This is a genomic window from Mycobacterium sp. 1274761.0 (assembly GCF_001668615.1).
Lineage (GTDB): Bacteria > Actinomycetota > Actinomycetes > Mycobacteriales > Mycobacteriaceae > Mycobacterium.
The window spans coordinates 43,455-67,288 of the sequence record NZ_LZMC01000109.1; the positions used below are offsets into that span (position 1 = coordinate 43,455).

Genomic DNA, 23,834 nt, shown 5'->3' on the forward strand with positions numbered 1-23,834 from the left:
ACACTGGAGCAGTGAGCAGCTCGTCGTCGGACCCGGGTCGCATGAGCCGGCTGCAGCAGGAAGCGTGGCTGAGCTACATGCGGGTGTATCACCGCCTCGAATACGAGATGAACCGCCAACTCCAGCAGGACTGCGGCTTGTCGCTGAGCGACTACACGGTGTTGAACGCCTTGTCGAACGCGCCCGGATACCGTGCCCAGCTATCGAGTCTCGCGACAGTGATCGGCTGGGAACGCAGCCGGCTCTCGCACCATCTGCAGCGCATGAGCCGGCGCGGTCTCGTCGCTCGGATGCGATCCGCCAGCGACGGCCGCGGCACGGACGTCCTGCTCACCAAGGAGGGTGCGGCCCAACTCGCCGAGGCTGCCCCTCGCCACGCGGAGTGGGTGCGGCATCTCGTCTTCTCCGGCATCGACCGTGAACAGCAGCGGCAACTTGCCGACATCCTGACCGCGGTCTACGAGTCGATCCTCGACCGGGGCACGCTTCCGCGGCCTGACTTCGGTCCTCGGGTGACCGCGGCCGAGTGACTCATGCCAAGCCGCCGTGGACGGACAGTTCGGTGCCGGTGATGAAACTGCTCTGATCGGACGCCAGGAAGAGCACGGCCGCGGCAACCTCGTCCGGGTGCCCGACTCGCTGCATCAGCACCTTGGCCGCTTCCGCGTCAAGCAACTGCTGGGCCGCACCGGCTGGGGCCAAACCCTTCAGACCCGGTGTCTCGACCGGTCCGGGGACGAGGGTGTTGACCCGGATGCCCCGGTCGGCCAGTTCCGCGGCCCACGTCCGTCCGAACGATTGGATGGCCGCTTTGGTGGCGGCGTAGACGCCGAACGCCGGTGTCCCGTTGAATGCGGCCGTCGAGCCCGTAAGGATGATCGAGGCGCCGGCGCGCAGCAGTGGCAGTACCTTCTGCACGGTGAACAGTGTGCCGCCGACGTTGGTGGCGAACGTGTCGGTGAAGTCATCGGCGGTGATATCGGCGAGCGCGGCGAAACTTCCGCCGCCGGCGTTCGCGAACACCACGTCGAGCCCCTGACCACGGTCGTGGACAGCGTCGACCACGGCGTCGATCTCCTCGGGCCGCGATACATCGCTGCATATCCCGGTCGCCGACGCCCCGATCGAGGCGATCGCCTCATCGAGCGCTTCCCGGCGGCGGCCCGTCAGAAAGACGTGCGCTCCCTCGGCCGCAAGTCGCCGTGCGGTCGCCAGTCCAATGCCGGAGGTGCCACCCGTGACCAACGCTGTCTTGCCGTCCAATTGCCCCATCGTGGTTCCCCTTGTCGCCGATATGTTGCTTTGACGCACCGTGCAACATAGGTGACATATCACGTATTCCGGGGTCGGCGCGATCAGTTCTCCGCCGAGCTCTCCACCACGCCCTGAGATGCCTGCGCTCGCTGCTCATAACTGCGGCGCTTGTCGTGGTCGAAGGTCATGAACACCGAGTCGAGGCCGAGACGCTTGTTGAGCCAGCGGCGGCCGCGCGGGCCGAGCATTTGGGCGGCCTGTGCGGTGAATCGCAGCGGGGCAGGCACGGAGACATGGGTTTTCGGCTTGTTCAACGTCTTGACGATCGCCGCGGCGATGTCCTCCGGCTCCACCGGCTTGATGGCGCCGCCGGATTCGGTGCCCGAGATGAGCTCGGTGTTGGTGAACGGCGGCATGATGACCGACACGTCGACGCCGTGGGGTGCGACCTCGTCGGCGAGCGCGGCGGACAGGCCAACGACCCCGAACTTGGCGCCGACGTAGACCACCTGGCCCGGCACCGGGATCAGGCCCGACAGCGACGCGATGTTGATGATGTGACCGCGGCGGCGGGCGATCATGTCGGGCAGGGCCAGTTGGCATCCGGTGATCACGCCGTAGAGGTTCACCTCGATGGACGACCGAATCGACTGTTCGCTCTGGTCGAGAAACGGGCCGATCGGCATCACACCGGCGTTGTTGATCAGCCCGTCGATGTGGCCGCCCCCGTCGGTGCGGGCCTTGTCGAGGAACGTGGCGAAGGATTCGCGGTCGGTCACGTCGAGCGGGTAACCCGACACCGGCCCGAGCTTGGTGAGGTCGGCGACAGCCGACTCCTGAAATGCCACCTCACGGTCGCCGATGACCACCCGCGCGCCGCGGGCCAGCAACGCCTTGGCGGTGGCGAAACCGATGCCCCTCGCGGCGCCGGTGATCGCGATGGTTTTGCCGCTGATGTTGTCCATGCGGCCAAACTTTACAGGTGTCAAATTTTGGTGGGAAGGCGTGTCGCGAATACCAGCGGTGGGTATCCCGTTGCTTGTCGAGGGGGTCGCCGACCGGGTGCAGATTGCACCGAAGCGAGAAATCAAGGAGGACGACATGACAATCCTCAAGAGGATCGCCGCCGGCGCTCTGATGGCAGCCGCATTGACCGCCGGGGTGCTGGCAGGCGCCGGAACCGCCAGCGCAGATCCGCACATCCCATGGCTGCCCGATCCGCCGGGACCCGGGATTCTGCCGCCGCCCGGGCACTTGCAGCAGCTGCCGTTAGTGCCGCCGCCGGGGCATTGGGGACCCGTCAATCCGGGTTGGGTGAATCACTGGTGACGTAGTCATCCGAACAATGGCCGCCTTGCCGTTACGGCAGGGCGGTCATTGTTATTGATTCCCCGGATCGACGAGCTGTTGGAGTTGACAAGCGCCGAGATAACCGATGCTGAGCCGGGGGTGGGAACTAGCGGAGAACGCGGCGTGTGCGGGCAAGTTGGCGGTGATGGCCGAGTCTTCCCGAGATGTGTGACAAACCCGATCAGTACTGCGACCTCGACCACTGTGGTCTACCCGCTCGGCCTGACGAATCCGTCAAACCGGAAGTGTCTCCGCCGTTTTCATCATCTGCTGAAGACGTTGTGGAACCGGGAAAGGACGGGACCGACAACGGCCCGACGGCAGCGTCATCTGGACCAGCCCGACCAGCCACACCCACATGACCTATCCGGGCAGCGAGTATCTGTACCCGTCCTTATGCGAACCAAGGCGGCCGAACGCAACGAACCCGCCGTTTCAGCTGATGACGCGTTTTCGCAATTCTTGGGATCGGTAGCCGCACGCCGCTGTTGAATTGCTGCCATGGCCGACGACGGCCCAACCGAATCGCAGGAGACGACATGGAACACGTGAGACGAATCGCCGCTGGGCTGGCCGCGGCCGCCGCACTAGTGTCCGCCGGTTCAGCCGTCGGCACAGGAACCGCGCAGGCTGACGACGGCGGCTGGGGACCACCGCATCACTGGTGCCCTGGCGAGCAACCGGTCCCCACAACCGGCAATCACATCACCGATCCACTGAACTGGGACTGGAATGTCTGCCACACCTACTACTTCCTCTGGCCGGGAATGGGCAACGTCTCCAGCCTGATCTGGGATGGGGAGAATCCTCCGCCGAGGCCGGCGCCGCCGATGGGGGTCTATTGCGACCCGGTTGGGTTCCTCCAGAACTGCCGTATCGACAATCACCCGTAATAGCGACCAGCGAGGATTTTCGATCACCCTGACCTGAACTCCGGTCATGGAATGCGCTAGCGCGGACTGCGTTAGACAGTTAGGTGATGTCCGCACACGCCATTGATCAGCTCCGCTTTCACGCGGTCGACCAGGGTGACCCGCTGGCCGAGCCGCTGCTGACCCAACTGGCTCTGGAGTATGCGAGTCGGTACCGCGCACGTGTGGACGCGGTGGCCGAATGGCTTCGCAGTTATCCAGCCGACGAATTCTCGGCCCCGAACGGCGCCATGCTGATCGGCCTGCACAACAGCCAGCCGGTGACTGGCGGCGCGTTCCGGCGGTTCGACGCCGACACCGCCGAGCTGAAACGCATCTGGACCGACAGCCGCTACCGGCGTCGGGGCTTCGCAAAAGCCTTGCTGACCGAACTGGAGCGCCAGATCGCCGGCCGCGGCTACCGCCGCATCTATCTGACGACGGGCGACAAGCAGCCCGAGGCCGAAGAGCTGTACCTGTCGACGGGGTACCACCGCCTCGCCGAACCGCTGCCCGCCGAGGGCGAGGTCTACCCGCTGGCGTTCCTGAAAGTGCTGGCCTCGTGACCGAACACCTGCATCTGGCCGTCGCCCTCGACGGGTACGGCTGGCACCCCGAGGCGTGGCGCCAGTCGGTCGACGCCGAACCGGTGACCAGCGGCCGCTATTGGTCCGACCTTGCCGTGACGGCCGAACGTGGGCTGCTGGATTTCGTGACCTTCGACGATGCGCTCACCCCGCAGCGGCGCCGCCGCGCGGAGATCGAGCCGCGCTGGCTGGCGGGCCGGCCCGACGCCGTCCTTGTGGCATCCAGAGTGGCACCCGCGACCCGCCACATCGGGCTCGTTCCCGTCGCCACCGTCAACCACACCGAACCCTTCCACGTCTCCAAAGCGATTGCCACGCTTGACTTCATCTCCCATGGCCGCGCCGGCTGGCAGGTGCGGGTCAGCAGTTCAGCCCACGAAGCACAGCTGTTCGGTCGCAGGGACATCACAGGTGTCGACCTGTTCGACGAAGCCGGCGACGCCGTCGAGGTGGTCCGACGTCTGTGGGACAGCTGGGAGGACGACGCGGTGATCCGCGACGTCGCCAGCGGCCGGTTCGTCGACCGCGACAAGCTGCACTACATCGACTTCACCGGTAAGTACTTCTCGGTGAAGGGGCCGTCGATCACCCCGCGGCCGCCGCAGGGCCAACCCGTCGTCACCGCCCTGGCGCATCAACTGCCCGTCTACGAATTCGCCTCGCGCAGCACCGATCTGGTCTTCATCACCCCGCAGGATGACGAGTCCGTCGCTTCCATCCTCGGTGAGATCCGGCGGGTCGGAGGCGACGACCTGAAGGTCTACGCCGACGTCTACGTCACGTTCTCCGGGACTGTCGATCACCGCTCGGACGCCGTCGTCTTCAACGGTGCACCCGCCGAGCTGGTGGATCTACTGATCCGGTGGCATCGGTTGGGGGTTGACGGTTTCCGGCTGCGGCCCGCGGTGCACACCACCGACCTTCCGGCCATCATCGACGAGGTTGTGCCGCTGCTCCAACGCGCCGGTGTGTTCCGCAGCGCCTACTGCGACGGCGAGCACCTGCGGTCGCGGCTCGGCCTGCCTGTCGCCGAAAACCGTTATGTCAGGGTGGGTGAGCCGTCATGACCGTCCCGCTGTCGATCCTCGACCTTTCGCCGATCACCGAGGGCAGCGACGCGGCGAGCGCGCTGCGCAACACTGTCGACCTCGCCCAGCACGCCGAGCAGTGGGGCTACAAGCGCTATTGGGTCGCCGAACATCACTTCGTCGCGGTGGCCAGTTCATCGCCGGCGGTACTGATCGGCCAGATCGCCGCGGCTACCAACACTATTCACGTCGGCACGGGCGCAGTTCAGTTGGGGTACACCACGGCGCTGGCGGTCGTCGAGAGCTTCGCCATGCTTGACGCGTTCTACCCGGGACGCATCGACCTCGGTGTCGGTCGGTCCGGGCAGCGGCGCCGTGAGGCAGCCTCTAAGCCGTCAGCACTGAAACCCGCGCCGAGCACCGAGTGGCGCACCGTCGACGGCCTGACCGTGCCACCGCCGTTCGACATGCGCTCGATCATCACCGACCGCCTGCGTGCGCAGATGTCGGTCCTCCAACAGCCCGAGGCGGTGTCGCCGGACTTCGCCGACCAGGTCGACGACATCCTCGCCATGCTTGGCGGCTGTTACCGCCCCGACGGACACCCTCTGCAGGTTGTACCCGGTGAGCGAACTAGCTTGCGGCCCTGGATATTCGGCAGCAGTAAGGGGCAGAGCGCACAGGTCGCCGGCGCACGCGGGCTGCCGTTCGTTGCCAGCTACCACATCACCCCCGCCACCACGTTGGAGGCGATCGACGCCTACCGGGCCGCGTTCCAGCCGTCGGCGGTGCTCACCGAGCCCTACGTCGTGGTTTCGGCCGACGTCGTCGCCGCAGGCGACAGCGCAACCGCCCGGCATTTGGCGTCCACGTACGGCCACTGGGTCTACGCGATCCGCAGGGGTGGCGGCGCAGCACCCTATCCCGACCCCGACACGGCCGCACCGCTGACCGAAGAGCAGCACGCGGTGGTGAAGGACCGTACGGCAACGCAATTCGTGGGTGACGCCGACGAGGTGGCCGACAAGCTGGCGACGCTGCAGCGGGTCACGGGAGCCGACGAGCTCGTCATCACCTCGGTGACCCACCGGCATTCCGATCGACTGCGCTCCCACGAGTTGATCGCCAAGCGCTGGGGCTTGACCGGATGACCACGACCCGAGAAGGCAAGAACCGCAAGCTTATTCATCTGGCCGCGCATTTCCCCGGCGTCAACAACACCACGGTGTGGACCGACCCCGAGTCCGGCAGTCAAATCGAGTTCGACTCGTTCGTCCACCTCGCCCGGACAGCAGAGCGCGGGTTGTTCGACTTCTTCTTCCTCGCCGAGGGTCTGCGGCTGCGTGAACACCGCGGCCGCATCCACGACCTCGACGTCGTGGGCAGACCCGACACGTTCACCGTGCTGGCCGCGCTGGCCGCAGTCACCGACCGCCTCGGACTCGTCGGCACCATTAACACGACGTTCAATGAACCGTTCGAAGTCGCACGGCAATTCGCCACGCTCGACCACTTGTCCGACGGCCGGGCCGGCTGGAACATGGTGACGTCATCGGATGCGTTCACCGGTGAGAACTTCCGCCGCGGTGGATTCCTCGACCACGCCGACAGATACAAGCGCGCCGCCGAGTTCGTTACTGTCGCACGCGCGTTCTGGGACAGCTGGGACGACGACGCGGTGCGCGCCGACGCGGAAACAGGAATCTACGTCGACCCGCAGCGCATCAAGCCCGTCGAATTTCACGGCTCCCAATTCGACGTCCGTGGGGTGGCCACGCTGCCCGTCAGCCCGCAGCGTCACCCGGTGCTCCTGCAGGCAGGTGACTCTTCGGACGGCAGGGCGTTCGGCGCCGAGTACGCCGATGCATTGTTCACGCTGCACTCTGCGCTGGAGGCAGGCCAGCGCTACTACAGCGACGTCAAGCAGCGCGCGGCCGCCGCGGGCCGGAACCCGGACAGGCTCAAGGTGTTTCCCGCCGCGACCTATGTGCTGGGCGACACCGCTGCCGAGGCTGCCGACCGGGCCAGGCACATCCGCTACCAACAGGTCAGCGGTCCGACTGCGATCGCGATGCTCGAGCAGGTATGGCAGCGCGACCTGTCCGACTACGACCCCGACGGGCCGCTTCCCGATGTCGAACCCGCCGACGATCCGACCATCACGCAGGGCCGGGTCCGCCATGGCGATCCCAAGGCCGTCGCGGCGCGCTGGCGCGAGCGTGCGCAGGCCGAGAAGCTCAGCATCCGCGAGCTCGTCATCGCGGTCACCAGCCGCCAGCAGTTCGTCGGCACACCCGCCGACATCGCCGCCGAGATCGACCTGCACGTCCAGTCCGACGCGTGCGACGGGTTCATCCTGGTACCGCATCTGACCCCGCACGGCCTCGACGAGTTCGTCGACCGGGTGGTGCCGTTGCTGCAGGAGCGCGGGACGTTCCGCACCGAATACCGTGGCCACAAACTGCGTGACCACCTCGGGATATAGGGTGGGCGGCGACCGTCGAGAGACGGCGACGGGGGTGTTGCCGAGTGCAGATATCGCAGACGACCGTAGGGTGGCTGCTCTTTGCCGCAGCGGGATTGACCCTGGTCCTCGGGCTCACGCTGCGGGCGCTGCTGGGCCGTCGCGACACCGTCGATGAGGCCGACCTCGACGACAAGATCCTGATGCCCACGTTCGTGCTGTGCAGCGGGCTGTGCCTGACCGCAATCTTCCTGCTGGGCTACGAAGCGCTCGCCTGAGCCAACGCCTCCTGGCTCGCCTCGCGTATCGGGCCGCGCCATACCTGGCCGTGGCCGGGGGCCAGCACCTCGGTGTCGAGCATCGCCAGCGCCGAGAGGCTGCGCAAGCAGCCCGCCTGGTCGTGGTTGAACACCTTGTGCAGCAGCTGCGGCCCGCGGCGCGAGGAGACCGGGTGCCCGGTCACCAGCGCGTCACCGCTGACCAGAACGCCGTCGACGACAAATGAGCAGTGCCCACCGGTGTGGCCGGGGCTGGGAATGGCCATCGGCGAACCCGGCAGCACGGCGGCCACGTCCTCGGTCAGCGCCTGGGCGGTCGGGATGCCGTCGTGGGTGAACGCACCCTTGCGGCTGATCGCCACCGACCACTTCAGCCAGCGGGGCCGCCACGCATGGGTCGCTACGTCGACCGGCGAAGCCTGTTCGAGGTACTCCCGTTTGGCGTGCCCGACCTCGTCGCGGTGGGAATACACCGGCGTGCCATGGGTTTTCGCGAACCAGATCGCCGAACCGAAGTGGTCGATGTGGGCGTGGGTCAGCAGGATCGCGCGGAGATCGTCGACGCCGAACCCGAGTTCACGCAGAGATGCCAGCACGTCGTCGCGATCGCCAGGAAAGCCGGTGTCGATCAGGATGACGCCGCTGTCATCGGCCACCAGCGTCCAGTTGACCAGCTCGGTGTGCGCGAAATGCACCTTGTCCGTGAGGGCGGTCAGGGCTGCTGCCATCCCGCGAGTGTAGGCGGGGGAGTAGAAAAGGATCGTGCAGTTGAAACTGGGATACAAGGCGTCGGCGGAGCAGTTCGCGCCGCGCGAACTCGTCGAGCTGGCCGTGACGGCCGAAGAGCACGGCATGGACAGTGCCACCGTCAGCGACCACTTCCAGCCATGGCGACACGAGGGCGGCCACGCGCCGTTCTCGCTGGCCTGGATGACCGCGGTGGGCGAACGCACCAAGCGGTTGATCCTCGGCACCTCGGTGCTGACCCCGACCTTCCGCTACAACCCCGCCGTCATCGCGCAGGCCTTCGCGACCATGGGCTGCCTCTACCCGGACCGGATCTTCCTCGGCGTCGGCACCGGCGAGTCGCTCAACGAGATCGCCACCGGCTACGAGGGCGAATGGCCGGAGTTCAAGGAGCGCTACGCGCGGTTGCGCGAATCGGTGCGGCTGATGCGTGAACTGTGGCTGGGCGATCGCGTCGACTTCTCCGGCGAGTACTACCACACCAAGGGCGCGTCGATTTACGACGTGCCCGAGGGCGGCATCCCGGTCTACATCGCTGCGGGCGGACCGCAGGTCGCCAAGTACGCGGGCCGCGCCGGTGACGGCTTCATCTGCACCTCGGGTAAGGGTGAGGAGCTCTACAAGGACAAGCTGATCCCAGCCGTCAAAGAGGGTGCCGAGGCCGCGGGCAAGAACCCCGACGACATCGACAAGATGATCGAGATCAAGATCTCTTACGACACCGATCCCGAACTGGCACTGGAGAACACCCGGTTCTGGGCGCCGTTGTCGCTGACGGCTGAACAGAAGACCAACATCCACGATCCGCTGGAGATGGAGAAGGCCGCCAACGAACTGCCCATCGAACAGGTCGCCAAGCGGTGGATCGTCGCCTCGGATCCCGACGAGGCCGTCGAAAAGGTCGGCCAGTACGTCGAATGGGGCCTCAACCACTTGGTGTTCCACGCGCCGGGCCACGACCAGCGCCGGTTCCTCGAGCTGTTCAAGAACGATCTGGAACCGCGGCTGCGCCGCCTGTAGCTGATACCTTGGCCGCGTGCCCAGCGCGATCTACATAGCTTCGCCAGAGGGCGATACCGGCAAGTCGACAATCGCGCTCGGCATCCTGCACCGGCTGACGGCCACCGTCGCCAGGGTGGGGGTGTTCCGGCCGATCACCAGGTTGGGTGAAGACCGCGATTACATCCTGGATCTGCTGCTGAACCACACCACCGCGGGCCTGAGCTACGACCAATGCGTCGGGGTCAGCTACCAGCAACTGCACGACGATCCGGACGCGGCCATCGCGGATATCGTCGACCGCTACCACGAGGTGGCTGACCAGTGCGACGCCGTGGTGATCGTCGGCAGCGACTACACCGACGTGACAACGCCCAGCGAGCTGGACACCAATGCCCGCATCGCCGCCAACCTCGGGGCGCCGGTGGTGCTGGCGGTCAAGGCGAAAGACCGTACGCCCACCGAGGTGGCCCAGGTGGTCGAGCTGTGCCTGATCGAAATCTCCGGCCAGCACGCGCACACCGCCGCCGTGGTTGCCAACCGGTGTGACCCGGTGCAGATGACCGAGGTCGCCGATGCATTGAAGCGCTTCGAGCCGAAATCCTATGTGATTCCCGAGGAGCCGCTGCTGGTCGCACCGGCCGTCGGCGACCTCCTAGCTGCCGTTGGTGGCACTCAGGTCAGCGGCGACGAAGAGCTGCTCCGGCGTGAGGTGATGGGCGTGCTGGTAGCGGGCATGACGGCCGAGCACGTGCTCGAACGTCTCACCGACGGCGTCGCGGTCGTTACGCCGGGCGACCGCTCCGATGTCGTGCTCGCAGTGGTGAGTGCGCATGCGGCAGAAGGTTTTCCGTCGCTGTCGTGCATCATCCTCAACGGTGGGTTGGAGCTGCACCCGTCGATCGGCAAGCTGGTGAGTGGACTCAATCAGCGGCTGCCGATCATCGCAACGGACCTCGGCACGTTCGAGACGGCCAGCAAGGTCGCCGCCACCCGGGGCCGCGTCACCGTGACGTCGCAGCGCAAGATCGACACCGCCATCGAGCTGATGGATGCCCACGTCGACACCACAGATCTCTTGGCGCAGTTGGCGATTCCGATCCCCACGGTCGTCACACCGCAGATGTTCACCTACCAATTGCTCGACCGGGCACGCGGCGACCGCAAACACATCGTGCTGCCGGAAGGCGAGGACGACCGGATCTTGAAGGCGGCCGGCCGGCTGCTGCAACGCAACGTCGCGGAGCTGACCATTCTCGGTGATGAGCCGCAGATCCGATCCCGCTCAGCAGAACTCGGCGTCGACCTGTCGGCGGCCACGGTGCTGAACCCGAAGACCAGCGAACTGTGTGACCAGTTCGCCGAGCAGTACGCCGAGCTGCGCAAGCACAAGGGCATCACCGTCGAGCAGGGCCGCGAGATCATCCACGACATGTCCTACTTCGGCACCATGCTGGTGTACAACGGCATGGTCGACGGCATGGTCTCCGGTGCGATGCACACGACCGCGCACACCGTGCGCCCCGCGTTCGAGATCATCAAGACCGAACCCGGCATCACCACCGTGTCGAGCATCTTCCTGATGTGCCTCTCCGATCGCGTGCTGGCCTACGGCGACTGCGCGATCGTGCCGGACCCGACGTCGGAGCAGCTGGCCGACATCGCGATCTCATCGGCGCGTACGGCTGCGCAGTTCGGTATCGACCCGCGGGTGGCCATGCTGTCCTATTCGACCGGTACGTCTGGCACCGGCGCCGATGTCGACAAGGTCAGGGCGGCAACGGAACTCGTGCGCGAACGTGAACCGGATCTGCTGGTCGACGGGCCCATCCAGTACGACGCTGCCGTCGACCCGACCACGGCGGCTGCCAAGATGCCCGATTCGCTGGTCGCGGGCAGGGCGACCGTGCTGATCTTCCCCGACCTCAACACCGGCAACAACACCTATAAGGCCGTCCAGCGCAGTGCCGGCGCCATCGCCATCGGCCCGGTGCTGCAGGGGTTGAAGAAACCCGTCAACGACCTGTCGCGCGGTGCGCTCATCGAAGACATCGTCAACACCGTGGCGATCACCGCCATCCAGGCACAGGGTCAGCGATGACCGTCCTCGTCATCAACTCAGGCTCATCGTCGCTGAAATACGCTGTTGTGGAGCCAGACTCAGGAGAAATGGTCGCCGACGGGATCGTCGAGCGCATCGGCGACGGACCGGTCGGCGACCATGCACAGGCGTTGCAGCAGGCGTTCAGACAACTCGCCAAATCGGGCCGGCCGCTCGACAGCCTCGGGCTGATGGCGGTCGGCCACCGCGTCGTGCACGGCGGCCCTGACCTCTACGAGCCGACGCTGGTCGACGACGCACTGATCGCCAAGCTCGAAGAGCTCTCGCCGCTGGCGCCTCTGCACAACCCGCCCGCCCTGCTCGGCATCAAGGTCGCCCGCGAAGCGCTGCCCGACCTGCCGCACGTGGCGGTATTCGATACGGCGTTCTTCCACGACCTGCCCGCCGCCGCGGCGACGTATGCGATCGACCGGGATGTGGCGCAGCGGTGGCAGATTCGACGCTACGGCTTCCACGGGACATCGCACGAGTTCGTCAGCCAGCAGGTCGCGGCTTTCCTCGACCGTCCGCTGGATTCGCTGAACCAGATCGTGCTGCACCTGGGCAACGGTGCATCAGCGTCGGCGATCGCGGGAGGTAAGCCCGTCGACACGTCGATGGGGCTAACCCCGCTGGAGGGCCTGGTAATGGGCACCCGCGGCGGCGACGTCGATCCCGGCGTCATCACGTATCTGTCTCGCACCGCCCATATGAGCGTCGACGACATCGAGACCATGCTCAACAAGCGCTCCGGTGTCCGCGGCCTCGGCGGTGAAATCGACTTCCGCGTGCTGCACCAGCGCATCGAATCGGGCAATGCGGCAGCGCAATTGGCCTACGACGTCTACATCCACCGGCTGCGCAAATACATCGGCGCCTACCTCGCGCTGCTCGGCAGCACTGACGTCATCACGTTCACCGCCGGCGTTGGCGAGAACGACGCGGCGGTGCGCCGCGACGCGCTGGCCGGCCTGACGACGCTGGGCATCGAGGTCGACGAGCAACGCAACGAAAGCGACGACCGAAACGCTCGTCGCATCTCCGCCGACACGTCGCGGATCACGGTGCTGGTTGTTCCGACCGACGAAGAGCTCGCCATCGCACGCGCGTGCGCGTCGGTTATTTCGAGCTCTTCGTGAGCTCGAGCGCGATCAAGATATCGATGAACGTGATGACCAGACCCCACCAGTACATCCACTTCAGTGACGGATCCGGCTGCGACGCGAAGTAACCGATCAGAAAGATCGGCCCGACGATCCCGAAGACGAACATCATTCCCTGAAACATCAGGTAGCGCTTGAACGTCTCCACACGGGTGAGTGTACGGAGGTCCGGCTCACGATCGCCTGACCGCGACGGCATCGCGCACCCGTCGCAGGATGTCAGCCGGATGGTCCTCGGCGACGACCCGCACCACGATCCAGCCCATCTTCTCCAAGAGCTCGTAACGCCGAATGTCACTCACATATTGCCGCCGGTCGCTGCGATGGTGGTCGCCGTCGTACTCCACGGCGACCATGAGCTCGGGCCAGCCCATGTCGAGGTACGCCAGCGGCCGCCCGTCCTGGGCCAGTACGGGTATTTGTGTTTGCGGCCTTGGGAACCCGTTGCGCATCAGCAAGAGCCGCAATGATGTCTCGCGCGGGCTCTGAGAACCGCTGTCGGCGAGCTCGAGCACGACTTCGAGCTGCCGAAATCCACGCACCCCGGGATGCCGTGCCGCGAGCTCGGTGATCTCCGCGACGGTGACGTTCGTCGCCTGCATCAGCGCGTCGATTCGGGCGACCGTCTTGTCCACCCGGCCTTGACGGCCGACGTCGAACGCAGTGCGCGCCGCGGTCGTCACGGGTAGCCCGGACACGAGCTGGGACTCGCCGGTGAGAAGTCGGCAACGTCGCGTGATTACGCCGTGCGGCGGCCGAGGATTGCTGCAGACCAGCTCGACCGGCGCGTCGTCTGCGATCCACTTCGCCCCGTGCAGTGCGGCGGCCGACAGACCGGCCACCACTCCGGTGCGCCGTGACCACAGCCACGCCGCGGTGATCCGGTCGCGGAGCACCGGTGAAGCTTGGCTCGAGAAGTACACGTCGGGGCAGAGCGCAGTGAATCGCGTTCGCAGCTGGTGGCGGTTCAGAGATCCGCTGGCCAAGGCTTCGCTGCCGATGAAGGGCATGTCCATAGGCGAACAGTGATCCCGCAAGCCGACACGTTTGATCGAGTGTGCGTCCAGGGCGGGAATTCATCCACAATCCCGACGCTGATACACATTCAGCGCCATGGTTGCACTATCGCCGCTCTTCACGGCGGCGAGTCTAGAACGTGCTGGTCGGTCGCACGCTGTTGGCGAGATCGACCAGCGCATAGCGGTGCGCTTGCGTCGGCGCCACCCGTGCCAGCCCGCGCAGCGACGCCTCCACGCCCAATTGCAGGCCGTGTTCGGTGAACGGGAACCCGAGGATGTGGTTTGTGCTGGCGGTGTTGTCGGCCAGCCAGTCCATCGCGGTGCCCAGTACCAGCGCCCGGATCTGCAGCACCCGCGGCTCGGAGTCGGGCAGCGCCTCCACGCGCCGGGCGGCGTCTCGGATGTGCTGCTCGGTGATCTCGTTCATCGACCGGCCCGACAGCAGCGTCACCGCGCTGGTCAGCCGTGCCGTGGTGAAGTGGCGTGAGGTGGCGGGCACCCGGTCCAGCGTCTTGACGGCGGCGTCGCGGTCACCGGCCGCCGACTGCGCGCGCGCCAGGCCGAAGCCCGCCGAGATGATGCCGTTGTCGGTGGACCACACCGTGTTGTAGAACTTGCGCTCGTCGGCGTCACCGGCCAGTTCGGCCGTCGCCGCCAACGCCAACTTGGGCGCCAGCTCACCGGGCAGGGTGTTCAGCACCTCCTTGAAATGCTTTGCGGCCGAGGCAAGGTCGGCGGTCAGCATCTCCGATACAGCGCGGAACCAAGTTAGCCGCCATTGATGTGACACCTCGCGGGGGGATGCTTTCCAGCCCACCCGGCCGGCCAGGTCGTCGAGCTTGCGGGTGGCCTTGGCGACGTCGCCGAGATCGAGCAGGGCGCGCACTTCCATCAGCGGCAGCTCCACCGATTCCGACAGGTCGATGCCCTCAGAGTCCAGTGCACCGTGCCGCGCCGCGCGCAGCTGGTCCAGCGTCTGCACCGGCTGGCTCAGCACGCTTGCCGACAGCACCGGGGCGCCGACATCGGTCGGATCGACAAGGGGCACCGGCAGCGCCCTGACGATCTCCTGGGCCGTCAGCTTCTCCGAGTGCACCTGTCCGTCGAGATACACGTCGGTGTGGGCGACGAGCAGATCGATTCCGAACGTCGACCGCGTCGGGCTGAACACGGTCGACAGACCCGGCCGCGGCGTGCCGGTGTCCTGGGCGACGACCTCGCGCAGCACGCCGAGCAGCTGGCCGGCCATCTCGTCGGCGCTGACGAACCTGCGGCGCGGATCGGGATCAATGGCCCGGCGCAGCAACCGGCCGAACGAGTCGTATTCGGTCAGCACCGGATCGTCCTCGGGCAGGCCGTCGACGAAGCGGCCCTTGTAGGTGCGCAGGTTCAGCGTGAGCGCCGCCAGGGTGCGGCCGACGGTGTAGATGTCGGTGGCCACCGTCGGTCCCGTGCGCACGATCTCGGGCGCCTGGTAACCCGGTGTGCCGTACAGGTATCCGAACGAGTTGATCCGCGACACCGCGCCGAGGTCGATGAGCTTGAGCTGCTCCTCGGTGATCATGATGTTCTCGGGTTTGAGGTCGTTGTAGGCCAGCCCGTTCGAATGTAGGTACCCCAGTGCGGGCAGGATCTCGAGCATGTAGCCGATGGCCTCGGCGACTGGCAGCTTCTTGGTCCTGGCCTGCTTGAGCGACTTTCCGCCGACGTACTCCATCACGATGTAGCCGACGGGGTTGCCGTGCTGGTCGGGATGCTCGACGAAGTTGTAGATCTTGACGATTCCGGGGTGCGTCACCTCGGCGAGGAACTGCCGCTCGGCCATCGCGATCTTCTGCGCCTCGGCGTCGCCGGAATGCACCAGGCCTTTGAGCACCACCGGTCGTTCGTTGACGTTGTGGTCGAACGCCAGGTATACCCAACCGAGCCCGCCGTGGGCGATGCAGCCCTTGATCTCGTACTGGTCGGCCACCATGTCGCCGGCCACCAGTTGCGGCAGGAAGGAATACGGGCTGCCGCAGTGCGGGCACCAGCCCTCCGACAGCGCCCGGCCGTCCGACGATGACCGGCCGACGGGTTTGCCGCAGTTCCAGCAGAACCGCTTCGCCTCGGCCACAACGGGGTTGGTCATCAACGCCGACAGCGGGTCGATCTCGCGCACCCGCGGGATCTCGACCAGGCCGCCGCCGAGCCGCCGCGTCGGCGACAACGCGCGTGTCAGCGACGACCCGTCCTCGGGCTCGGTCTCGGCGGTGCCCACCGAGACGGCATCGGAGTCGTCGAGGTGTGGACGGAAGACGGCCTGGGTGGCCATCGGCCGCATCGTCGACATGGAGTCCATGTCGAGTTCGTCGAGGCTCGCGGGTTGAGTGCCCGGACCCTCGAAGTCGTCTGGGTTCTCGGAAGCTGTCGACATCAGTCCGAGTACCTCGGGACGGGGGGAGCCGGTGGCGGACCGAGCACCGATAACCACTTGCGGTACAGCGTGCTCCAGGTTCCGTCGTTGCGGATGCGTTCCAGCGTGCCGTTCACGAACCGGACCAGCCCGGTGTTGTCCCGGTTGATGCCGATTCCGTAGGGCTCTTCGTTCATGCTTGGCCCGACGATGTGCAGGTACGGGTCCTGCGCCACCAGCCCGGCGAGGATCGAGTCGTCGGTGCTGACCGCGTCGACCTGACGCTGCTGCAACGCCACCAGGCAGTCGGCCCACGTCACCACCTCGATGACGATCGGCGACGGGCTGATCTCCTGGATCCGCTGCTGGCTCGTCGTGCCCGTCACTGCGCACACCCGCCTGCCCGACAGATCGCTCGCCCGCGAGATCGGAGAGTCGCGCGGAGCGAGAATGCGTTGGTGGGCAATCAGATACACCGTCGAGAAGTTGACCAGCTTCCTGCGTTCGCACGTGATGCTCATGGTCTTGACGACGATGTCGACCTGATCGTTCTGCAGTGCGGTCATGCGGTCGGCTGAGGTCAGGATGCGGTACTCGACCTGCGACGGGGTGCCGAAGATGTCGCGCGCCACCTCGCCGGCGATGTCGACGTCGAATCCGGTGATCTCCCCGGTGATCGGGTCGCGGAAGCTGAACAGGTTGCTGCCGATGTCCAGCCCGACGATCAACCGTCCGCGGGCCTTGATCTTCTCGACGGCATCCTCGGCCTGCGCCCGCGTCGGGAACGGCCGCAGGCTCGCGGTTACGTCGCACTCGTCGTCGGTGTCCTTGGGCACGGGCACGAGTTTCGGCGGTAGCTCCTGCATGCCTGCCGGCGAGGGCGGGGCGAGCGTGAGCGTCGGCGTCGGCGCCACGCTCTCGGCGCGGCCGCACGCAACCAGCGCGGCCGCCACGGCGACCACGGTGACGACCACGACCCAGGCCCGCTGCACACCCATCACCTGTACTCGCTCAATCGTGGCCACAGTCCCAGCGCCACCGCAATCGCCGCGACGACAGACAGCACCGCCGCGCCGACCGTCGCACCCGACAGCACCCGCTTGGCGTTGAGGATGTCGCTGCGCAACTGCTCGCGGCTTTCGGCGATGCCCTTGTTCAGCGCCTCATCGAGCCGATCGAAGGAGGGCGTCGAATCGTCCTCGCTGCGGCCGAGCGCCACCTGTGTGGCGGCCTGGTAGTTGCCGACCGCGATGTAGGAGCTGATCCGGTCGTCGGCGGCGCGCCAGCGACGCAGCAGCTGTTCGGCATCGGACAGGTCGCTCTTGTCGATCGCGTCTTCGCGGCCGAGGTAGTCGGAGAGCTGCTGCTGCATGGTGTCGATGCGCTGGTAGTAGGACTGCTTGCGGACGCTTTCGTCGCCGCGCCGGATCAACGACAGCGTCTCGTCGGCCCGCGCCTGCTGCGCGGTGATCGCCAGGTTGGTGACGGTCTTCAGCGACTCCGCGGCGGTGTTCTTGGCGCTGCGGCTGTCGATCGTCGAGATGACCAGCGTCGTGAACACCCAGATCAGCATGATCAACACGGCCATCCCGCCGGCGACGAAGCCGATGTTGACACGCCGGCGCGTGCGGCGGGCCAGCCAGCGGTTGGCGAACACGCCGAACAGCAGCGTCGCCAGCACCACCAGGATCACCGGGGCCGGTATGTGCGTCGACGCCGTCGTCTCCTTGTCGACCCGCGCCGAGGTCTCCTCGTAGAGTCGTTGCGCGTCGGGCAGGATCGTCTGCTGCATCAGCGACGACGCCTCGGACAGATACGACGAGCCGACGGGATTGCCCGCCCGGTTGTTGGTGCGGGCGGTCTCCACCAGCCCGGTGTACATCGCGAGGTTGGCGTTGATGCGGCCCAGCAGCTGGATCAGCGGCTCCTCGGTCAGCCCGCTGGACGCCCGCGTGACGGCGCTGGCGGCGTCGGTGATCGCCTGCTCGTAGCGCTGCCGGACATCGCGCGGTTCGGAGCCTGCGATGAACGCCGTCGCCGCGGCGGCATCGGCGACCGACAGCGTGGTGTAGAGCTGGCCTGCCGCGAACGCCAGCGGCTCGGTGTGGTCGAGGACGGTCGTCAGTGCCTGCTGCCGGTCGTTGACGGTGGTCGAGCTGGCGAACGCGCTGGCGATCACCAGAGCCGACAGCACGACGCCGATGGTCAGGATGCGGCCGGGTGTCGTCCACAGAAACCACCACCGTGGGTGGGCCGGGGTGGTCGGCGAGCGCGAGGCGAGCGGCTCGGTCGACGGGTGCGCCAGCTCCACAGTCACCGGTGCGCGAACCTCATTCTTTTCGCTACTTTCCGCCTGCTGTTCCGACCTACTTGCGAACTGTATAAACAAATTCTAAGAGTTATCCGAGTGACGTGCGGGCATTCGACCCCCACTGGCCCGGCGAGTGTTCCCTAAGCTGAATGCGTGCGTGGCGACGGTGACGGCTGGGTGATCTCCGACAGCGGCGCGGCGTACTGGGGCAGGCACGGCGCGGCGGGGCTGCTGCTGCGGGCGCCCCACGCCGACGGCGCGGCCGCCGTCCTCCTGCAGCATCGCGCCCCGTGGAGCCATCAGGGCGGCACCTGGGGACTGCCCGGCGGGGCGCGCGACAGCCACGAGACGCCCGAAGAGGCCGCCGTCCGCGAGGCGTATGAGGAGGCTGGCCTTGCCACCGAACGGCTGGTGGTGCGTGCCGCCGTCGTCACCGCCGAGATCTCGGGTTCCAGCGGAACCCGCTGGACCTATACGACGGTAATCGCCGACGCGTTCGAGCAGCTGGCGACCGTGCCGAACATGGAAAGCGCCGAGTTGCGGTGGGTGCCCGAGGACGACGTCGACGCCCTGCCGCTGCATCCCGGTTTCGCCGCCAGCTGGGCGCGGGTTCGCGCCGTTGCGGCGACTATTCCGCTGCTGCAAGCCGAGCTTTGAGCCGCCGCGCCGCCGCTTCCGGATCGTCGGCGGTCGTGATGGCGCGTACCACGACGACGCGACGCGCGCCCGCGTCGAGCACCTCGGTCAAGCGCTGCTCGTCGATGCCGCCGATCGCGAACCACGGCTTGTCCGTGCCGAACTCGGCCACGGACCGGACAAGCTCGAGGCCGGGTGCGGGCCGGCCCGGCTTCGTCGGCGTGGGCCAGCAGGGTCCGACGCAGAAGTAGTCCACGGGTTCGGCGACCGCCGCCGCGGCCTGGTCGCGGTCGTGGGTCGACCGGCCGATCAGCGTCTGGGCCCCGACGATGTCGCGCGCCACGGCCAGCGGCAGATCGTCCTGGCCGAGATGCAGGACGTCGGCGACAGCCCCGCGGGCGATGTCGGCGCGGTCGTTGACAGCCAGCAGCGCATGGTGACGGCGTGCGGCGTCGGCCAGCACCTCGAGCGCGGCGAGTTCGTCGCGGGCCTCTAGCGGCCCGAACCGCTGCTCGCCCGGCGAGCCTTTATCGCGCAGCTGGATGATGTCGACGCCGCCCGCCAGTGCGGCCTCGGCGAACTCGGCGAGATCGCCGAGGCCGCGACGGGCGTCGGTGCACAGGTACAGCTGCGCTTCAGATAGGCGAGCAGCGAGATCACGCTGTTGCGGCACACCGCGAGAGTAATGTGGGACCTCGACACGGGAGCCCGGAGAGCGGGCTGAGAGTGGGCACAGCGGTTTTCACCTGGGTTTTCCCCTGCCCTTACCGTCGAACCTGATCCGGGTCATGCCGGCGAAGGGAGGGAAACTCATGGGATCGCGGGCAACACTCGCCGTCATCGGCGGCGGCGTGATCGGCCTGTCGGTCGCGCGGCGCGCAGCGTTGGATGGCTGGTCGGTGCGGGTGCACCGGGCCGCCGACCCGCGCACGCAGGAAGCACAGGAAAGGCCATGCGCGTCGTGGGTGGCGGGCGGCATGCTCGCCCCGCACAGCGAGGGCTGGCCGCGCGAGGAGCGGCTGCTGCGGCTGGGCCTCGCGTCGCTGGCTATGTGGCATCGGGGGGGACGCGACGATTTCATGGCGGGGCTTCCGGACAGCGTGATCACCGCCCGTGAATCGCTGGTCGTGGCCGTCGACCGCGCTGACGTCGCCGACCTCAAGACCGTCGGGGACTGGCTTGCCGCGCAGGGCCATCCGGTGAAGGCCACCACCACGGCACGCGATATCGAGCCCCTCCTCGCGCAGGGGATCCGGCACGGCTTGCTGGCCGAGACGGAGCTCGCCGTGGACAACCGCGCGGTGGTCTTGGCGCTGGCCGCGCACTGCGAACGGCTCGGCGTGGCGTGGGCGCCGCCGGTGCACGACCTGGCGACGGTGGACTCCGACGTGCGGGTGATCGCCAACGGTATCGACGCGCCGACGCTGTGGCCGGGCCTGCCGATCCGCCCCGTCAAGGGTGAGGTGTTGCGGCTGCGGTGGCGCCGCGGCTGTATGCCGGTGCCGCGGAGGGTAATTCGGGCCCGCATCCACGGCCGCCAGGTCTATCTGGTGCCGCGTCCCGACGGCGTGGTGGTCGGCGCCACCCAGTATGAGCACGGCCGCGACACCGCGCCGACGGTAACCGGGGTTCGCGAGCTGCTCGACGACGCGTGCGCGGTGGTGCCCGCACTCGGCGAATACCAACTCGCCGAGTGCGCTGCGGGCTTGCGGCCGATGACACCCGACAACCTGCCCATCGTCGGCCGCCTCGACGACCGCACGCTGGTGGCCGCGGGCCACGGCCGGTCCGGCTTTCTGCTGGCGCCGTGGACCGCCGAGGCGATTGCGGGTGAACTCAACGGCGCCCCGCTGCCGGACGCCGACCTGTTGGAGGTTCGATGAAAGTCATCGTCAACGATGAGGACGTGGAAGTGGCCGATTCGACCACGGTCGCGGGACTGCTTGCGCAGCTGGGCTTTCCGGAGAAGGGCATCGCGGTCGCGCTGGACTTCTCGGTGCTGCCCCGCTCGCAGTGGCAGAGCAGGTTGACCGACGGCGCCAAGCTCGAAGTGGTGACGGCGGTGCAAGGTGGCTGACTCCAAACTGACCATCGCCGGCCGCGAGTTCGGGTCGCGGCTGATCCTCGGCACCGGCGGCGCAGCCAACCTCGCGGTCCTCGAGGAGGCACTCGTCGCGTCCGGCACCGAATTGACGACGGTCGCGATGCGCCGGGTGGACGCCGACGGCGGCACCGGCGTGCTCGGCCTGCTGAACAAGCTGAACATCACGCCGCTACCCAACACCGCGGGATGCCGCGGCGCGGCCGAGGCGGTGCTGACGGCGCAGCTGGCGCGCGAGGCGCTGCAGACCCATTGGGTCAAGCTCGAGGTGATCGCCGACGAGCGCACCCTGCTGCCTGATGCCGTCGAATTGGTCCGCGCCGCAGAGCAATTGGTCGACGACGGGTTCGTCGTGCTGCCCTACACCAACGACGACCCGGTGCTGGCTCGTCGGCTCGAGGACACCGGCTGTGCAGCGGTGATGCCGCTCGGCTCGCCGATCGGCACCGGTCTTGGCATCGCCAACCCGCACAACATCGAGATGATCGTCGAGCAGGCCGGTGTGCCCGTCATCCTCGACGCGGGCATCGGCACCGCCAGCGACGCCGCGCAGGCGATGGAATTGGGTTGCGACGCAGTGCTTCTGGCCAGCGCGGTGACCAGGGCCGCCGATCCGCCGGTGATGGCCGCCGCGATGGCCGCCGCCGTCACCGCCGGCCGTCTCGCCCGTCAGGCCGGCCGCATCCCGAAACGGTTCTGGGCGCAGCCCTCCAGCCCGCCTCTATGACGAAACGCTATGTCGCGCTGGGCAGTTCGATGGCTGCCGGGCCCGGCATCCGGCCGCGGGACGCGTCCGCGCCTCTGCCGGCCGGGCGGTCTGCGGTCAATTACCCGCATCTGGTGGCGCGACGGCTAGGGCTGGATCTCGTCGATGTGACGTACTCCCGTGCCACCACGGCGCACGTGCTGAGCGACCGGCAGAACGGTGAGCCGCCGCAGGTCGACGCGCTCGACGGCAGCGAGGCGCTGGTCACGGTCACCATCGGCGGCAACGACGTCGGCTACGTCCCGCTGCTGACGGCCGCGGGCATGCCCGCCGCGGTGCGCAGGCTGCCGGTGGTCGGTGGCGTAGTACGCGAGTTGCTCGACCCGACCGCCCGTGACCGAGCGCTTGTCCAGGTTGGCGAGTCACTGAAGACGGTCGGGCGCACGGTCCGGCAGCGGGCACCGCATGCGCGGGTGTTGTTCGTCGACTACCTGACGCTGTTGCCGCCCGCCGGACAGGACGCCTCGCCGCTGTCCGGTGCCGACGCGGCCCTGGGCCGCCGGGTCGCCGCAACGCTCGAACGGTTGACCGCCGAGGCCGCCGCGGAAAGCGGATGCGGCCTCGTTCAGGCCGCCGAGGCCAGCCGCGACCACCACGCGTGGTCGGCCGAGCCGTGGACCACCAAGCCGACGAGGTTCGGCCTTCCCCTGCTGCCCGGCCGGCCCGCGCCGGTGCATCCCAATGCGGCGGGCATGCGCGCGGTCTCCGACCTCATCGTCGAGATGCTCGCCTCACCCGCGTGACAGTATGGGGTCGATGATCGAATTGGTCGGGCTTACCAAGGTATTTGGCCGGACCCGCGCAGTCGATGACCTGACCTGCACCATCGAGCCGGGAGTGGTGACGGGTTTCCTCGGGCCGAACGGCGCGGGCAAGACCACCACGATGCGGATGATCCTCGGGCTGGACCGCCCGACGTCGGGCGTGGCGACCATCGACGGCAAGCCCTACCGAGAGCTCGTCGACCCGTTGCGCCACGTCGGGGCGCTGCTGGACGCCAAGCAAACCCACCCGAACCGGTCGGCGCGCGCGCACCTGCGCTGGATCGCCGCGACGCACCGGCTGCCCGAAAGCCGGGTCGACGAGGTGCTCGAGATGGTCGGGTTGACCGCGGTGGCGGCCAAGAAGGCCGGCACGCTGTCGCTGGGCATGAGCCAGCGGCTCGGAATCGCGGCCGCGCTGCTCGGCGACCCGCCGGTGCTGCTGTTCGACGAGCCGGTCAACGGCCTGGACCCCGAAGGCATCCGCTGGGTGCGTACGCTGATGCGCACGCTGGCCGCGGATGGGCGCACGGTGTTCGTGTCCAGTCATCTGCTGGCCGAGATGTCGGCCACCGCCGACCGGTTGGTGGTGATCGGCCGCGGCAAGCTGATGGCGTCGACGACCGTCACCGACTTCGTCGGCCGAGCCGTCAGCGTGCGGGTGCGCAGCCCGCAACTGGACCGGCTGCGGGAGGTCCTCACCGAGGCGGCCATCGAGGTCGCCGACGACGTCGGCGCCGCGGCGCTGGTGGTGCGGGGCGCGGCAGCCGAGGTGGTCGGCGAGCTGGCCGCCCGCAACGGCATCACGCTTCACGAGTTGGCATCACAACAGGAGTCGCTGGAAGACGCCTACATGAAGCTCACCGAGGACGCCGTCGAGTACCGGGCGGCCACATGAACACGGCCGCGGGCGGCCACATGAACACGGCCGCGGGCGGCCACATGAACACGGCCGCGGGCGGC

The 23,834-nt window shown here is 67.6% G+C and carries 26 protein-coding genes and 1 riboswitch; of the genes, 17 read left to right on the forward strand and 9 right to left on the reverse strand.

The annotated features are described in order from the left end of the window. Positions 1-11 precede the first annotated feature (11 nt). Positions 12-530: a MarR family winged helix-turn-helix transcriptional regulator gene (locus A5651_RS22205; RefSeq protein ID WP_231988789.1), complete on the forward strand. Its 519-nt coding sequence runs from the start codon at positions 12-14 to the stop codon at positions 528-530. 1 nt (position 531) lies between these two features. Here A5651_RS22205 and A5651_RS22210 read toward each other — a convergent pair whose 3' ends face one another. Further along, on the reverse strand, positions 532-1,272 hold the full coding sequence (locus A5651_RS22210) for an SDR family NAD(P)-dependent oxidoreductase (RefSeq protein WP_066986137.1): 741 nt from the start codon (positions 1,270-1,272) through the stop codon (positions 532-534). A gap of 83 nt (positions 1,273-1,355) precedes the next feature. Continuing rightward, positions 1,356-2,219: an SDR family oxidoreductase gene (locus tag A5651_RS22215; protein ID WP_066986140.1), complete on the reverse strand. Its 864-nt coding sequence runs from the start codon at positions 2,217-2,219 to the stop codon at positions 1,356-1,358. A 40-nt stretch (positions 2,220-2,259) separates the two neighbouring features. Between A5651_RS22215 and A5651_RS26120 the strand changes: the two genes are divergently transcribed. From A5651_RS26120 to A5651_RS22250, 7 genes are all read left to right on the forward strand, one after another. Next, positions 2,260-2,583, forward strand: coding sequence for a hypothetical protein (locus tag A5651_RS26120; RefSeq protein ID WP_231988790.1), 324 nt, complete (start codon positions 2,260-2,262; stop codon positions 2,581-2,583). 560 nt (positions 2,584-3,143) lie between these two features. Next, on the forward strand, positions 3,144-3,497 hold the full coding sequence (locus A5651_RS22225) for a hypothetical protein (RefSeq protein WP_066986143.1): 354 nt from the start codon (positions 3,144-3,146) through the stop codon (positions 3,495-3,497). A gap of 86 nt (positions 3,498-3,583) precedes the next feature. Next, a complete protein-coding gene (locus A5651_RS22230) occupies positions 3,584-4,081 on the forward strand; it encodes a GNAT family N-acetyltransferase (RefSeq protein ID WP_066986146.1) in 498 nt (165 codons plus the stop codon). Beyond that, complete coding sequence (locus A5651_RS22235) at positions 4,078-5,169, forward strand: LLM class flavin-dependent oxidoreductase (protein ID WP_066986149.1); 1,092 nt, start codon at positions 4,078-4,080, stop codon at positions 5,167-5,169. The genes A5651_RS22230 and A5651_RS22235 overlap by 4 nt, the downstream gene beginning before the upstream one ends. Beyond that, positions 5,166-6,281 carry an LLM class flavin-dependent oxidoreductase gene (locus A5651_RS22240; RefSeq protein WP_066986152.1) on the forward strand — a complete coding sequence of 372 codons (1,116 nt, stop codon included), beginning with the start codon at positions 5,166-5,168 and terminating at the stop codon, positions 6,279-6,281. The genes A5651_RS22235 and A5651_RS22240 overlap by 4 nt, the downstream gene beginning before the upstream one ends. Continuing rightward, positions 6,278-7,615, forward strand: coding sequence for an NtaA/DmoA family FMN-dependent monooxygenase (locus tag A5651_RS22245; RefSeq protein WP_066986155.1), 1,338 nt, complete (start codon positions 6,278-6,280; stop codon positions 7,613-7,615). Before A5651_RS22240 ends, A5651_RS22245 begins: the two co-directional genes overlap by 4 nt. A gap of 44 nt (positions 7,616-7,659) precedes the next feature. After that, on the forward strand, positions 7,660-7,872 hold the full coding sequence (locus A5651_RS22250; protein WP_066986158.1) for a hypothetical protein: 213 nt from the start codon (positions 7,660-7,662) through the stop codon (positions 7,870-7,872). On the opposite strand, the gene A5651_RS22255 is transcribed toward A5651_RS22250, so the two are convergent. Then, complete coding sequence (locus tag A5651_RS22255) at positions 7,854-8,600, reverse strand: MBL fold metallo-hydrolase (protein WP_066986161.1); 747 nt, start codon at positions 8,598-8,600, stop codon at positions 7,854-7,856. The two genes, A5651_RS22250 and A5651_RS22255, sit on opposite strands and share 19 nt — an antisense overlap. Before the next feature lie 31 nt (positions 8,601-8,631). Between A5651_RS22255 and fgd the strand changes: the two genes are divergently transcribed. The 3 genes from fgd to A5651_RS22270 are packed head-to-tail and all read left to right on the forward strand — an operon-like array spanning position 8,632 to position 12,858. After that, positions 8,632-9,639, forward strand: coding sequence for a glucose-6-phosphate dehydrogenase (coenzyme-F420) (gene fgd, locus A5651_RS22260; protein WP_066986164.1), 1,008 nt, complete (start codon positions 8,632-8,634; stop codon positions 9,637-9,639). A gap of 16 nt (positions 9,640-9,655) precedes the next feature. After that, positions 9,656-11,719: a phosphate acetyltransferase gene (gene pta, locus A5651_RS22265; protein ID WP_066986167.1), complete on the forward strand. Its 2,064-nt coding sequence runs from the start codon at positions 9,656-9,658 to the stop codon at positions 11,717-11,719. After that, positions 11,716-12,858 carry an acetate kinase gene (locus A5651_RS22270; protein ID WP_066986169.1) on the forward strand — a complete coding sequence of 381 codons (1,143 nt, stop codon included), beginning with the start codon at positions 11,716-11,718 and terminating at the stop codon, positions 12,856-12,858. The genes pta and A5651_RS22270 overlap by 4 nt, the downstream gene beginning before the upstream one ends. Here A5651_RS22270 and A5651_RS22275 read toward each other — a convergent pair. The 5 genes from A5651_RS22275 to glnX form a co-directional block, all read right to left on the reverse strand. Beyond that, positions 12,839-13,030 carry a hypothetical protein gene (locus A5651_RS22275; RefSeq protein WP_066986171.1) on the reverse strand — a complete coding sequence of 64 codons (192 nt, stop codon included), beginning with the start codon at positions 13,028-13,030 and terminating at the stop codon, positions 12,839-12,841. The genes A5651_RS22270 and A5651_RS22275 overlap by 20 nt on opposite strands. Positions 13,031-13,055: 25 nt before the next feature. Next, the gene (locus tag A5651_RS22280; RefSeq protein ID WP_066986608.1) at positions 13,056-13,892 is read right to left on the reverse strand and encodes a hypothetical protein; all 837 of its coding nucleotides are present in this window, start codon (positions 13,890-13,892) and stop codon (positions 13,056-13,058) included. 139 nt (positions 13,893-14,031) lie between these two features. Next, the gene (locus A5651_RS22285; RefSeq protein ID WP_066986173.1) at positions 14,032-16,317 is read right to left on the reverse strand and encodes a serine/threonine-protein kinase PknG; all 2,286 of its coding nucleotides are present in this window, start codon (positions 16,315-16,317) and stop codon (positions 14,032-14,034) included. After that, positions 16,317-17,294 (reverse strand): glutamate ABC transporter substrate-binding protein, encoded by a 978-nt coding sequence (locus A5651_RS22290; protein ID WP_082943917.1) that lies wholly within the window; start codon positions 17,292-17,294, stop codon positions 16,317-16,319. Before A5651_RS22290 ends, A5651_RS22285 begins: the two co-directional genes overlap by 1 nt. Further along, positions 17,294-18,613: a protein kinase G-activating protein GlnX gene (gene glnX / locus A5651_RS22295; protein ID WP_066986175.1), complete on the reverse strand. Its 1,320-nt coding sequence runs from the start codon at positions 18,611-18,613 to the stop codon at positions 17,294-17,296. Before glnX ends, A5651_RS22290 begins: the two co-directional genes overlap by 1 nt. Before the next feature lie 147 nt (positions 18,614-18,760). On the opposite strand from glnX, the gene A5651_RS22300 reads away from it, so the two are divergent. After that, complete coding sequence (locus tag A5651_RS22300; protein ID WP_066986177.1) at positions 18,761-19,264, forward strand: NUDIX hydrolase; 504 nt, start codon at positions 18,761-18,763, stop codon at positions 19,262-19,264. Here the strand turns inward: A5651_RS22300 and thiE are convergent. Further along, on the reverse strand, positions 19,236-19,916 hold the full coding sequence (gene thiE, locus A5651_RS22305) for a thiamine phosphate synthase (protein ID WP_066986180.1): 681 nt from the start codon (positions 19,914-19,916) through the stop codon (positions 19,236-19,238). The genes A5651_RS22300 and thiE overlap by 29 nt on opposite strands. Before the next feature lie 17 nt (positions 19,917-19,933). Further along, positions 19,934-20,063: riboswitch (TPP riboswitch) on the forward strand. On the opposite strand from thiE, the gene thiO reads away from it, so the two are divergent. The 5 genes from thiO (at position 20,056) to A5651_RS22330 (ending at position 23,769) form a co-directional block, all read left to right on the forward strand. Beyond that, the gene (gene thiO / locus A5651_RS22310; RefSeq protein ID WP_066986183.1) at positions 20,056-21,126 is read left to right on the forward strand and encodes a glycine oxidase ThiO; all 1,071 of its coding nucleotides are present in this window, start codon (positions 20,056-20,058) and stop codon (positions 21,124-21,126) included. Its footprint overlaps the riboswitch before it by 8 nt. Then, on the forward strand, positions 21,123-21,320 hold the full coding sequence (thiS, locus tag A5651_RS22315) for a sulfur carrier protein ThiS (protein ID WP_066986185.1): 198 nt from the start codon (positions 21,123-21,125) through the stop codon (positions 21,318-21,320). The genes thiO and thiS overlap by 4 nt, the downstream gene beginning before the upstream one ends. Beyond that, positions 21,313-22,071, forward strand: a complete 759-nt coding sequence (locus A5651_RS22320; RefSeq protein ID WP_066986188.1) for a thiazole synthase — start codon at positions 21,313-21,315, stop codon at positions 22,069-22,071. The genes thiS and A5651_RS22320 overlap by 8 nt, the downstream gene beginning before the upstream one ends. Continuing rightward, complete coding sequence (locus tag A5651_RS22325; RefSeq protein WP_066986191.1) at positions 22,068-22,853, forward strand: SGNH/GDSL hydrolase family protein; 786 nt, start codon at positions 22,068-22,070, stop codon at positions 22,851-22,853. Before A5651_RS22320 ends, A5651_RS22325 begins: the two co-directional genes overlap by 4 nt. A 13-nt stretch (positions 22,854-22,866) precedes the next feature. After that, on the forward strand, positions 22,867-23,769 hold the full coding sequence (locus A5651_RS22330) for an ABC transporter ATP-binding protein (RefSeq protein WP_066986614.1): 903 nt from the start codon (positions 22,867-22,869) through the stop codon (positions 23,767-23,769). Positions 23,770-23,834 lie beyond the last annotated feature (65 nt).

Excerpts from the sequence above, each read along its gene's own strand:
- A5651_RS22210 (WP_066986137.1), bottom strand. The coding sequence starts at position 1,272 with ATGGGGCAATTGGACGGCAAGACAGCGTTGGTCACGGGTGGCACCTCC.
- A5651_RS22215 (WP_066986140.1), bottom strand. The coding sequence starts at position 2,219 with ATGGACAACATCAGCGGCAAAACCATCGCGATCACCGGCGCCGCGAGG.
- A5651_RS22225 (WP_066986143.1), top strand. The coding sequence starts at position 3,144 with ATGGAACACGTGAGACGAATCGCCGCTGGGCTGGCCGCGGCCGCCGCA.
- A5651_RS22230 (WP_066986146.1), top strand. The coding sequence starts at position 3,584 with ATGTCCGCACACGCCATTGATCAGCTCCGCTTTCACGCGGTCGACCAG.
- A5651_RS22240 (WP_066986152.1), top strand. The coding sequence starts at position 5,166 with ATGACCGTCCCGCTGTCGATCCTCGACCTTTCGCCGATCACCGAGGGC.
- A5651_RS22245 (WP_066986155.1), top strand. The coding sequence starts at position 6,278 with ATGACCACGACCCGAGAAGGCAAGAACCGCAAGCTTATTCATCTGGCC.
- A5651_RS22255 (WP_066986161.1), bottom strand. The coding sequence starts at position 8,600 with ATGGCAGCAGCCCTGACCGCCCTCACGGACAAGGTGCATTTCGCGCAC.
- A5651_RS22270 (WP_066986169.1), top strand. The coding sequence starts at position 11,716 with ATGACCGTCCTCGTCATCAACTCAGGCTCATCGTCGCTGAAATACGCT.
- A5651_RS22280 (WP_066986608.1), bottom strand. The coding sequence starts at position 13,892 with ATGCCCTTCATCGGCAGCGAAGCCTTGGCCAGCGGATCTCTGAACCGC.
- A5651_RS22285 (WP_066986173.1), bottom strand. The coding sequence starts at position 16,317 with ATGTCGACAGCTTCCGAGAACCCAGACGACTTCGAGGGTCCGGGCACT.
- A5651_RS22290 (WP_082943917.1), bottom strand. The coding sequence starts at position 17,294 with ATGGGTGTGCAGCGGGCCTGGGTCGTGGTCGTCACCGTGGTCGCCGTG.
- thiO (WP_066986183.1), top strand. The coding sequence starts at position 20,056 with ATGGGATCGCGGGCAACACTCGCCGTCATCGGCGGCGGCGTGATCGGC.
- thiS (WP_066986185.1), top strand. The coding sequence starts at position 21,123 with ATGAAAGTCATCGTCAACGATGAGGACGTGGAAGTGGCCGATTCGACC.
- A5651_RS22325 (WP_066986191.1), top strand. The coding sequence starts at position 22,068 with ATGACGAAACGCTATGTCGCGCTGGGCAGTTCGATGGCTGCCGGGCCC.
- A5651_RS22330 (WP_066986614.1), top strand. The coding sequence starts at position 22,867 with ATGATCGAATTGGTCGGGCTTACCAAGGTATTTGGCCGGACCCGCGCA.